The following is an 11,346-nucleotide window of genomic DNA, read 5'->3' as shown; positions in this document are numbered from 1 at the left end:
ATACCGGATTAATGGGTCCTGACCCTAGGCGTTGGGGCGAACAGGACAGGACACCTCCCCCATGACATTGTTACAAATCGCCTCCCTTTTGATCGTGCTGGCCGGCGTGTTCGGGGCCATCAACTATCTGTTCCTGAAACTCCCCTCGGCCATCGGCATCCTTGTCGTCGCCCTGTTCGCATCCTTCATGGTGATCGCTACCGACGCTATTTTTCCGGCCCTGACGGTCGAGGAGAGCATCCGCGCCCAAGTGCTGGAACTGGAGTTCTCCGAAGCCCTGCTGGAAGGGATGCTGGGCCTGTTGCTCTTTGCCGGTGCCCTGCATGTCAAACTGTCCGATCTGCGCAAGGCATGGCTGCTGATCCTGCTGATGGCGACGATGGGCATTGCGGTTTCAACCGTCATCGTCGGCGTTGCCTTCAGCTGGATCACAGGAATGCCGCTGATGCTTGCACTGATCTTCGGCGCGCTGATTTCCCCCACTGATCCAGTGGCGGTGTTGGGCGTGTTGCGCGATGCAGACCTGCCCAAGTCATTGGAAACAAAGATCGCCGGAGAAAGCCTGTTCAACGACGGCGTCGGCTATGTGGTCTTTCTGGTGCTGGTCGGACTGGCTTTCCCAAGCGGTGACCACCATGCCTCCGGCCTTGGCGGGGCGGCCAGATTGTTTGTGCAGGAGGCCCTGGGCGGCGCGGTGCTTGGCATCCTGTTGGGTTGGCTGGCCTTTCGCGTGATGCGGTTGATTGATGACTATTCACTGGAGGTTCTGATCACGCTGGGCCTTGCGTTCGGCGGGTATGAACTGGCGGTCTGGCTGCATGTATCGGCCCCCATCATGGCGGTCTGTGCCGGCCTGTTGATCGGCGACATTGGCGCAAAACATGGTATGTCCGAAGAAACCCGCAATTATGTTGATGCCTTCTGGAAGCTGGTGGATGAAATTCTGAACGCGGTCCTGTTTCTGATGATCGGCTTTGAAGTCTTTGCCGTGGCCTTCAAGGCCGACTTTGCCCTTGCCGGTGTTATGGCAATTGTGATCTCCCTGATCGCAAGGCTGGCTGCCGTATCGATCCCGGTGCTGATGCTGCGCCCGTTTCAGGCCTTCAGCGCTGGCGTGGTGCCGATCATGACATGGGGCGGCCTGAAAGGCGGGATTTCCGTGGCGCTGGCCCTGTCCCTGCCTGACACAGAATGGAAACCCCTGATCCTCACCGCGACCTATATCGTGGTGATCTTTTCAATCATCGTTCAGGGGCTGACAATTACCAAACTGGCCGAACGTGCCGGCCGCACCCCCGAATTACCACAGGGCTAAGGCTTTTCAGGTTTTGCGAGAGATATCACACTCCCTTTTCCACCTACGCCCAAAGGGAAAGGCCGCGAATGAGCGGGCAAGCCTTGCGCAAAACGCTATCGTCCCATCACCCCATACGTCAGTGTCTGACGTCGATGCCCATTCTCTCTGGTTGAAAAGCAGATTGAGGCCTTGCTGGGCCGCACCATGGAATCGAACAACATCACGGTGATTGAAGCCTACGAGGATAAAATTACCGAATTGTAGCGCAGCAAGATAATCTTAGGCGAACAGCTGGCAAATCAGGGCACGCCGCAAGGGGCTTACGCCGAAAAACCAGAACCGCCGAAATAACGTTTACATTCAAAGTGTTAAATGGGCTTACAGACCCGAAGGTCTGTAGTGGTGCGGGCGGTGGGACTCGAACCCACACGGGCACAAGGCCCAACAGATTTTAAGTCTGGTATGTCTACCATTCCATCACGCCCGCAGCAGGTGCAGATAATCCCAAGGCGGGGGGAGTGTAAATGGCCCGCGGCCCGTGCAGCGCACCTGATTGCCGCGCCCTCCCCCGCCAAAGGCGCGTCCCGCCTCGCCCGGCGTCAGCTTCCGTCGGCCAGCATGGTCTCTTTGACAGCCTCCATCGCGACATAGGTCGATGTATTGGCAATATGCGGCAGGGATGAAATCGTTTCGCCCAAAAACCGGCGATAGGCCGACATATTACGCGTGCGCACCTTCAGCAGGTAATCAAAATGACTTGCGATCATATGGGCCTGTTCAATCTCGGGCACCTTGGCCACCGCTGCATTAAACTCGCGCAGCGCCTTTTCGCGGGTATCCGACAAACGCACCTCGACAAAGGCAACGTGATCCAATCCCAGACGGATCGGGTCCAGCAAAGCACGGTATCCCAACACGACCCCCTGCTCTTCCAACCGGCGCAGACGCGCCTGCGTGGGTGACTTCGACAGACCGATACGTTTTGCAAGGTCCGTGATGCTGATCCGACCGTCCTCGGCCAGCACAGAGAGAATCGCGTGGTCAAAACGGTCCAGCGCAAATTGATCATTTTGCATCTCAATACTCTCCAGTTTGTGATATTTATTCTGCATTTCGTGGCAATCTAAGGCAATTCGACTTTCAGACTTCGTGTATCATGGGCAAAACGCCTGATGGAGAGAGCCATGACTGACACAAGACCTCTGACGCTGCGCCACCAAGTTGATGCCGGCATGTATGCCGCTCCCGAAGGCGTGTTGCAAACATTGCTTGCCACGGCGGCCTTACCCGCAGAAGACCGGGCCACCATATCCCGACAGGCCGCCGATCTGGTACGCGCGATCCGGGGCACCACCCAACCCGGGCTGATGGAAGTGTTTCTGGCCGAATACGGGCTTTCCACAGACGAAGGTGTCGCACTGATGTGTCTGGCGGAGGCTCTGTTGCGGGTGCCGGATGCCGATACCATTGATGCCCTGATCGAAGATAAAATTGCCCCTTCCGACTGGGGCCGCCATATGGGCCACTCCACCTCGTCACTGGTCAATGCCTCAACATGGGCCTTGATGCTGACGGGTCGTGTTCTGGATGATGAACAGCCCGGCCCGGTGCGCCACCTGCGCGCCGCCGTGAAACGTCTGGGCGAACCGGTCATCCGCACCGCCGTTTCGCGCGCTATGAAAGAAATGGGCCGCCAGTTTGTGCTGGGCGAAGACATCACCGCCGCGATGAAACGCGCCGCTGGCATGGAGAAAAAGGGCTTTACCTACAGCTACGACATGCTGGGCGAAGCGGCCCGCACCGAAGGCGACGCCAAACGCTACCACCTCAGCTATTCACGTGCGATCAGCGCCATTGCCACCGCCTGCACAGAGGCGGACATCCGCAAAAACCCGGGCATCTCGGTCAAACTGTCCGCCCTGCACCCCCGCTATGAGGTGGCGCAGGAAGAGGCCGTTATGACCGATCTTGTTCCGCGCCTGCGCGCCTTGTGCCTATTGGCGAAATCCGCCGGCATGGGCCTGAACGTGGACGCAGAAGAGGCCGACCGCCTTGCGCTTTCCCTCGATGTGATCGACCGCGTGATGTCCGAACCTGCCCTGAAGGGCTGGGACGGTTTCGGCATCGTGGTACAGGCCTTTGGCCCCCGCGCCGCCACCGTCATCGACGCGCTTTATGACATGGCCCAGCGCCATGACCGCAAGATCATGGTCCGTCTGGTAAAAGGTGCCTATTGGGACACCGAAATCAAACGCGCACAAGTCGAAGGCATCGACGGCTTTCCGGTCTTTACCCAAAAGGCCGCGACAGATGTCAGCTATATTTCCAACGCCCGCAAACTTTTGGGCATGACCGACCGGATTTATCCGCAATTCGCCACCCATAATGCCCATACGGTTGCTGCCGTCTTGCACATGGGGGCCGGTCAAAAGGACGCTTTCGAATTCCAGCGCCTGCACGGCATGGGCGAAACTCTGCACACGCTGGTGATGCAGGATCACGGATCACGCTGCCGCATTTACGCGCCTGTCGGGGCCCACAAAGACCTGCTGGCCTACCTGGTGCGCCGCCTGCTGGAAAACGGCGCGAACTCCAGCTTTGTAAACCAGATCGTGGATGAAAACGTCCCGCCAGAAGTTGTTGCCGCAGACCCGTTCGCGCAGTTGGGCCAGCCCACCAACCTGAGCATCGCAAAAGGCCCCGAGGTGTTTGCCCCGCTGCGCGCCAATGCCCGCGGCTTTGATCTGACCCATACCCAGACACTGGACGAGATCAACACCGCACGCGATCCTTTCAAGGATCACCAGTGGCACGCCGCCCCCCTGCTTGCCGGCAAGGCACAGCCGCAGGAGGCCGTCGCGGTCCTTAATCCGGCGGATCATGCCACCTCGCCCGGCTCCGTGCGCAATGCCTCGCCCGCCGATGTCGCAACGGCGCTGGAAAATGCGGCCCCGTGGGACGCGCCCTTGGCTGAACGCCGCGCGGTTTTGCTGAAAGCGGCAGACCTGATCGAAGACAACTATGGCGAAATCTTTGCCCTGCTCGCACGCGAGGCCGGCAAAGGTCTGCCCGATTGTGTGGCCGAACTGCGCGAAGGTGTTGATTTTCTGCGGTACTACGCGGGTCAGGCCACAGGCGAGCCGCCCGCTGGCATCTTCACCTGCATCTCGCCCTGGAACTTTCCGATGGCGATTTTTGCCGGCCAAATCTCGGCGGCACTGGCGGCAGGCAATGCTGTGCTGGCCAAACCGGCCGAACAGACGCCGCTGGTGGCCTTTGTCACCGTGTCCCTGCTGCACAAAGCCGGTGTGCCCCATACTGCCCTGCAACTCTTGCCCGGTGGTGGTGACATTGGCGCGGCCCTGACCGGTGACGCCCGGATCAACGGGGTGGCCTTCACCGGCTCCACCGCGACCGCTCAACGCATCCGCACCAATATGGCCGCACATTGTGCCCCCGGCACCCCGCTGATCGCAGAAACCGGCGGGCTGAATGCGATGATCGTGGACAGTACCGCCCTGCCGGAACAGGCGGTGCAGGCAATTGTCGAAAGCGCCTTCCAATCCGCAGGCCAGCGGTGTTCTGCCCTGCGCTGCCTCTATGTGCAGGAAGACATCGCCGAAGACCTGCAAAAAATGCTGATCGGTGCGATGGAAGCCCTGCAAATGGGCGACCCTTGGGAATTGCGCACCGATGTCGGGCCGGTCATCGACACGCTTGCCCGGTCAGGCATTCAAGACCACATCGAAGCGGCCCGTACCAATGGCCGTCTGGTGGCCGAATTGCAAAGACCGCAAAACGGCACCTATGTTGCGCCGACAATCCTGCGGGTTCAGGGCATCAAGGATATGAAACGCGAAATTTTCGGCCCCGTGCTGCATATTGCAACGTTCAAATCCCACGAACTGGACGCGGTGATCGACGCCATCAACGCAACTGGCTACGGGCTGACCTTTGGGCTGCACACCCGCATCGATGATCGGGTGCAATATGTCTCCGAACGCATCGAGGCCGGTAACATCTATATCAACCGCAACCAGATCGGCGCAATTGTCGGCAGCCAGCCCTTCGGCGGTGAAGGCCTGTCAGGGACCGGCCCCAAGGCGGGCGGCCCAAACTATCTGCCCCGCTTCGGTGCCCCGGATCTGCAACAGGTCAGCGACACATGGGACAAGGCGCAAGCCAAGCTGCCCGACCTGCCCGCCCACACCGGTGTCACGGCACCGATTGAAACCCTTTCGATGCCCGGCCCAACAGGGGAATCCAACCGGCTCAGCACCCTGCCCCGCGCGCCTTTGTTGTGCATGGGGCCGGGTGTTGAAGCCACCCAAGCACAGGCCCGCGCCGTTGAGGCGCTTGGGGGCAACGCCCTGCGCGCCAGCGGCCAGATTGATCCGGCAGCACTTGCCACTGGCCCCGAATACGGCGGCGTCCTGTGGTGGGGAGACGCGCAAACCGGCCGCGAGATCGAAACCGCTCTGGCCAAACGCGGCGGGGCCATCCTGCCGTTGATCCCGGGCCTGCCCGATCCGGCGCGGGTGCGCGCGGAACGTCATGTCTGCGTCGATACAACCGCCTCTGGCGGGAATGCCGCGCTGCTCGGCGCGGCCAGCTGACGGGGAACACCGTTTTGACGGGCGCGGCCACTTGACCCCGCCCGTCCAATCGCCCAGCTTGGCGAAATGTTTCCAATTCGCGACCATAACCCGTCCGGCCGTGTGCCCTATGTCACCTATGTGCTGATGGCGCTGAACATCGGCATTTTCCTGAGCTATGTGCCGATCCTGAACGACGACCGCGCGCTTTATGCGCTCTACAACGCCTATGCGTTGGTCCCGGCGCGGGTCAGTGACGGATATGGGTTCGAGGGGCTGTTTACCTCACAATTCCTGCATGGCGGCTGGATGCATCTGGCCGGTAACATGCTGTTTTTATGGATCTACGGCGACAATATCGAAGAAGAGATGGGGCATTTTGCCTATCTGGCCTTCTACCTCGCCGCCGGTGTTGCCGCCGGGCTGACGCAGGTTGCCTTTGAACCCTCTTCGGCTGTGCCCATGGTCGGGGCCTCCGGTGCCATTGCTGGTGTCATGGGGGCCTACTTGCTGCTGTTCCCCAAGGCCAAAGTCGACATCCTGATCATCTTTGTGGTGTTCTTCCGCATCTTTCCGATCCCCGCATGGATCATCCTGATCCTGTGGTTCGGCATGCAGTTCATCGGCGGCATCGGTGCCGATCCCAACACCGGTGGTACGGCCTTTTGGGCTCATGCGGGTGGCTTTGTGGCCGGTATCCTTGGCGCATTACCGGTCTGGCTGAAACGCGGCGCTGTGGCCTTTTGGAACCGTACCGACGGTCATCCTCCCCATCCCGAGAAAAATTACCCGCGCATCAACAACAGCCGCATCCCAAAGGTGAGACGCCGATGACTGAAGCCTGCGATATCAAAGCCAGCTGTCACTGCGGTGCCGTCGCACTCACCGCCACCCTGCCTTTCGGATTTTCCGACATCGGACGCTGCAATTGTTCGTTCTGCGCGCGCAGACAGGCCGCTGCCGTGACCGCAATCGCCGCCTCGGTTGTCATCACAAAAGGCGCAGACAACCTGTCACTCTACAGCTGGGGCACCCATACGGCACAGCATTATTTCTGCAAAACCTGTGGCATCTATACGCACCACAAACGCCGCGCTGATCCCACACAATGCGGGATCAACCTTGGATGTATCGAAGGTGCAAACCCATGGGATTTTGATCCAATTCGATGGAGCGACGGACAGAACCACCCCTCCGATCAGAAGCCTTAGCCGCGCACGGCCTTGGCAAAGCTTGAGAACACCGGCTCGTTTGCGCAGATAATCTGGCCGTGGCCGATAATATCGCGCCCCTCATCAAGCGGCTCAACCAAACCACCGGCCTCGCGCACGATCAACGATCCTGCCGCCAGATCCCATGCGTGCAGGCGCCTTTCCCAATACCCATCGTAACGCCCTGCGGCGACATAGGCCAAATCAAGCGATGCTGCGCCCCAACGGCGCACACCGGCGCAGACCGGCATCAGACGGGCCAGCTCTTGCAGGGTTTGCGGCAAATCAGAACGCCCCGCAAACGGCAGGCCGGTTGCAAAAATGCTTTCGATCATGCGGTGACGGCCAGAGGCGCGAATGCGGCTTTCGTTCATCCATGCGCCGGCACCCTTTTCGGCAAAGAACATCTCGTCTTTGGTCGGGTCAAACACCACGCCCGCAACAATCTGGCCTTTATGCTCCAACGCAATCGACACAGCCCAATGCGGCAAACCGTGCAGAAAGTTGGTGGTGCCATCCAGCGGATCGACAATCCAGCGGCGCGTCGGGTCAACACCCTCTTCCTCGCCCCCCTCTTCGGCCAACCAGCCATAAGTCGGACGGGCATTCATCAACTCGCTTTTAATGATCTGTTCCGCAGCAATATCCGCCTTGGATACAAAGTCCCCTGCGCCTTTGACTGAGACCTGCAATTGCTCGACCTCACGAAAGTCCTTGGTCAGGGCACGTCCCGCCTTACGGGCCGCTTTGATCATAATGTTAAGATTCGCACTACCAACCATCGGAAAACGCCTTTTTGCCGCGATAAGATGAACCCTTTAGGCCGATGACGCGGGTTTGCCAAGGGTGGGAGGCCCTTCGGGCATAGGATTCTGGTGTAACACGCAAGAGACGGCCCAGCCCGGGCAGTTGTTTCGCCCTGCAAACCAGTGCGTAACGTCACCCTTTCTTGCCTCTTGCCATTCCACACCAGCACGTCACGGTTAGGGCAATCTAGTCACAATCGGGAGAAACACCATGAGTAATCAAATGCAGGAGATCGTTCTGGCCAGCCGCCCGGACGGGGCACCAACACCAGAAAACTTTCGCCTGGAAACCTCTGACATGCCAACACCGGGCGAGGGCGAAGTTCTGGTCGAAGTGCAATATATGTCTCTGGACCCCTATATGCGCGGGCGCATGGACGATGCCAAATCCTACGCCGCGCCGGTGCCAATTGGCGGCAAAATGGAAGGCGGCAGCGCCGGCAAGGTTATTGCGTCAAACTCCCCCCGCCTGAAAGAAGGGGATCTGGTGTTCGGCCCATTCGGCTGGGCCAGCCACGCGGTTGCGGATGCCAAGATGTGTCGCAAGCTCGATCCCGAACAAGCGCCCATCACTACCTCACTGGGTGTGCTTGGGATGCCGGGTCTGACGGGCTGGCATGGGCTGATGGCCTATGGCAAACCCAAAGCTGGCGAAACACTGGTGGTTGCCGCCGCGACGGGGCCTGTCGGGTCCATCGTCGGCCAAATGGCCAAGTCATTGGGGCTGCGCGTTGTCGGCATCGCCGGTGGGGCAGACAAATGCAAAACTGCGGTGGATCACTTCGGGTTTGACGCCTGTCTCGATCACCGTGCATACGACGATGCCAAATCCCTGCGCGACGCGTTGAAAGCGGAATGTCCCAAAGGCGTCGACATCTATTTCGAAAATGTCGGTGGCAAGGTGCTTGAGGCCGTGATCCCACTGATGAACCCCTTCGGCCGCATCCCGATCTGCGGCATGATCGCGTGGTACAATGCCGGTGGGCTTGGCGAAAACGCCGGTGGTGAAGGGCTTACCGCGCCAAAACTCTGGCGCACGATCTTGGTGAATTTCCTCAGCGTGAACGGCTTTATTATCTCGAACCACTGGGACCGTTTCCCGGAATTCATCCGCGAGGTTGCGCCCAAAGTGGCCAGCGGCGAAATCGCGGTGCAGGAAGATATCACCGAAGGGCTGGAAAACGCGCCGCAGGCGTTCATCAACCTGCTGACCGGCGGCAATACCGGCAAAGCGATTGTGAAGATCGCCTAAGGCTTTTCGCGTTTAACTTGAGACATCACGCCCTCCTTTTTTCGCGTTCGACCAAGGGAAGAGGCCGTGAACAAATGATCAAGTATTATTCGAAACGCTACCGTCTTGGGGGCGGGGCAATCCCCGCCCTACCACGGGCTGCAAGGTGCGATGCGCAACGCAAATCTTGCTTTTTCGGGATCGGTTGCTCTTGAGTTTAAGGGCAAGATGAAGTGCGGGGTCGCGGCTTCACTTTGCCTTTAAACTCAATTCAAGTGTTGCAACACGCGCGGCGCATGGGTTGGCGCACACTTTCACACCGCCTGTAGTTTGCGCGCTTCTTCCCCGGCCAGCTGCAACAGTTGGTCCATAAACGGTTTGCCCAGATCATCATTGCGCACCGCTGCGTATAGCCGCCGCGTCACGCCGTTTTCCGTCAGCGGGCGCGTTACGTAGTCCGACGAGTACTTCACTTCGCGCACCACCCAGTCGGGCAATACCGACACCCCCCTGTTCGAAGCGACCAACAGCAAAATAACCGCCGTTAGTTCAACCTGCCGGATCGCGGCGGGTTCTACTTTGGCCGGAATCAACAATTGGCTGAATACATCCAGTCTGGTGCGTTCAACCGGATAGGTGATCAGGGTCTGATCGCGAAAATCAGCGGCTTCGACAAAAGATTTTGCCGCCAGGGGGTGGGTACCGGAGGCAACAAAAACCGCTTTGTAATCAAACAATTCAACAAAGGTGACACCGGGAAGGTCTTCCGGATCGGAGGACACCACCAGATCAACTTCTTCGCGCAAGAGTGCCGGCAGGGCGTCAAATGCCAAGCCTGGGCGAATGTCGACATCGACATCCGGCCAGCTGCGGCGGAATTTCTCCAACACCGGAAACAGCCACTCAAAACAGGCATGGCATTCAATCGCGATATGCATCCGCCCGGTGCTGCCGGCCCGCAGCCCACTGAATTCATCCTGCAAGGCCTGCACCTGCGGCAAAACCTGTTGTGCCAGCCGCAACAGACGCTGCCCAGCCGGGGACAGCTTTAGCGGCTTGGAGCGGCGCACAAACAACTCCACTCCGGCCTGATCCTCCAGTCCCTTCACCTGATGGCTCAGCGCGGATTGGGTGATGTTCATCTTTTCAGCCGCGCGCGCCAGCCCGCCCGCCTCGTGGATGGCCTGGATCGTGCGCAGGTGACGGAATTCGATATGCATGTGAGGCGACACTCATGTTCAAGATGAAAGTTATGAATTTGTTTCACATGCCACACTGCGGTACAAGGGCGCTACACCATAAAGGACGATCCAGATGACCAGCCCTCGTGTTTCTTTCGAAGTTTTCCCACCGCGCAATGTCGGTGCCGGCTTTAATCTTTGGGATACCGCGCAGATGCTGGCCCCGCTTGAGCCGCGCTTTTTCTCGGTCACCTATGGCGCAGGGGGGACAACCCGCGACCTGACCCATGACGCCGCCCATGTGCTGCGCCGCACCTCGGGTCTGCCGGTTGCGGCCCATCTGACCTGTGTCGGCGCAAGCCGGGAGGAAACACTTGAGGTTGCCGATACCTTTGCGAAAATCGGCGTCACCGACATCGTGGCCCTGCGCGGCGACCCGCAAGACGGTGCAAAAACCTTTACGCCCCACCCCGAAGGTTTCACAGACAGCTGTGCGCTGATTGAGGCGCTGGCGGATAAGGGCACCTTCAACATTCGCGTCGGGGCCTACCCCAACAGCCACCCGGAAGCCGCCGACATGGACGCCAATGTGCAATGGCTCAAACGCAAGTTCGAGGCCGGCGCGGATGAGGCGATCACGCAGTTCTTCTTTGAAACCGACAGCTTTCTGCGCTTTCGCGATGCCTGTGCCAAAGCCGGCATCGACAAGCCGATCACGCCGGGCATCCTGCCGATCCTGAACTGGAAATCCGCGCGCAGCTTTGCAACCCGTTGCGGCACACCGGTCCCGGCATGGCTGGATGACGCCTTTGACGCGGCTATCCGCGACGACCGCCATGACCTGCTGGCAACGGCACTTTGCACAGAAATGTGCGATACTCTGATCCGCGAGGGGGTTGAGGATCTGCATTTCTACACGCTGAACCGGGCGGAGCTGACGCGCAAGGTCTGCCATGCGATCGGGGTCACCCCGCAAGCATCCGTAAGGGACGTTGCGTAACCGCTTGGCATCCGGGGTGTTTGGC

Annotated in this window: 9 protein-coding genes and 1 tRNA gene; 6 read left to right on the top strand and 4 right to left on the bottom strand. The window is 59.5% G+C overall.

Annotation, left to right across the window (positions count from 1 at the left end; translation table 11 throughout):
* The first annotated feature begins 61 nt into the window (after positions 1-61).
* Positions 62-1,315, top strand: coding sequence for a sodium:proton antiporter (locus tag HKX44_RS01235; protein WP_276149487.1), 1,254 nt, complete (start codon positions 62-64; stop codon positions 1,313-1,315).
* A gap of 382 nt (positions 1,316-1,697) precedes the next feature.
* Here the strand turns inward: HKX44_RS01235 and HKX44_RS01230 are convergent.
* Together HKX44_RS01230 and HKX44_RS01225 are read right to left on the bottom strand one after the other, a co-directional pair.
* Positions 1,698-1,784 (bottom strand) — tRNA-Leu (locus HKX44_RS01230).
* 112 nt (positions 1,785-1,896) lie between these two features.
* On the bottom strand, positions 1,897-2,373 hold the full coding sequence (locus HKX44_RS01225; protein WP_276150774.1) for an Lrp/AsnC ligand binding domain-containing protein: 477 nt from the start codon (positions 2,371-2,373) through the stop codon (positions 1,897-1,899).
* A 108-nt stretch (positions 2,374-2,481) separates the two neighbouring features.
* Here HKX44_RS01225 and putA point away from each other — a divergent pair, with 108 nt between their 5' ends.
* The 3 genes from putA to HKX44_RS01210 all read left to right on the top strand — a co-directional run bounded on the left by putA (position 2,482) and on the right by HKX44_RS01210 (position 7,103).
* Positions 2,482-5,913, top strand: a complete 3,432-nt coding sequence (putA, locus tag HKX44_RS01220; RefSeq protein ID WP_276149486.1) for a bifunctional proline dehydrogenase/L-glutamate gamma-semialdehyde dehydrogenase PutA — start codon at positions 2,482-2,484, stop codon at positions 5,911-5,913.
* Positions 5,914-5,979: 66 nt separating this feature from the next.
* Positions 5,980-6,726: a rhomboid family intramembrane serine protease gene (locus HKX44_RS01215; protein ID WP_276149485.1), complete on the top strand. Its 747-nt coding sequence runs from the start codon at positions 5,980-5,982 to the stop codon at positions 6,724-6,726.
* Positions 6,723-7,103 carry a GFA family protein gene (locus tag HKX44_RS01210; RefSeq protein WP_276149484.1) on the top strand — a complete coding sequence of 127 codons (381 nt, stop codon included), beginning with the start codon at positions 6,723-6,725 and terminating at the stop codon, positions 7,101-7,103. Before HKX44_RS01215 ends, HKX44_RS01210 begins: the two co-directional genes overlap by 4 nt.
* Here the strand turns inward: HKX44_RS01210 and HKX44_RS01205 are convergent.
* The gene (locus HKX44_RS01205) at positions 7,100-7,885 is read right to left on the bottom strand and encodes an inositol monophosphatase family protein (RefSeq protein WP_276149483.1); all 786 of its coding nucleotides are present in this window, start codon (positions 7,883-7,885) and stop codon (positions 7,100-7,102) included. The genes HKX44_RS01210 and HKX44_RS01205 overlap by 4 nt on opposite strands.
* Before the next feature lie 235 nt (positions 7,886-8,120).
* Between HKX44_RS01205 and HKX44_RS01200 the strand changes: the two genes are divergently transcribed.
* Positions 8,121-9,161 carry an NADP-dependent oxidoreductase gene (locus HKX44_RS01200; protein ID WP_276149482.1) on the top strand — a complete coding sequence of 347 codons (1,041 nt, stop codon included), beginning with the start codon at positions 8,121-8,123 and terminating at the stop codon, positions 9,159-9,161.
* A gap of 293 nt (positions 9,162-9,454) precedes the next feature.
* Here the strand turns inward: HKX44_RS01200 and HKX44_RS01195 are convergent, their stop codons facing one another.
* Positions 9,455-10,360, bottom strand: a complete 906-nt coding sequence (locus HKX44_RS01195) for a LysR family transcriptional regulator (RefSeq protein WP_276149481.1) — start codon at positions 10,358-10,360, stop codon at positions 9,455-9,457.
* A gap of 94 nt (positions 10,361-10,454) precedes the next feature.
* Here HKX44_RS01195 and metF point away from each other — a divergent pair, with 94 nt between their 5' ends.
* Positions 10,455-11,321, top strand: a complete 867-nt coding sequence (gene metF / locus HKX44_RS01190) for a methylenetetrahydrofolate reductase [NAD(P)H] (protein WP_276149480.1) — start codon at positions 10,455-10,457, stop codon at positions 11,319-11,321.
* The last annotated feature ends 25 nt before the right edge of the window (positions 11,322-11,346 follow it).

This window comes from Sulfitobacter sp. M05 (genome assembly GCF_029285175.1).
GTDB lineage: Bacteria > Pseudomonadota > Alphaproteobacteria > Rhodobacterales > Rhodobacteraceae > Sulfitobacter.
This window is presented reverse-complemented; position numbering and strand designations above follow the sequence as displayed.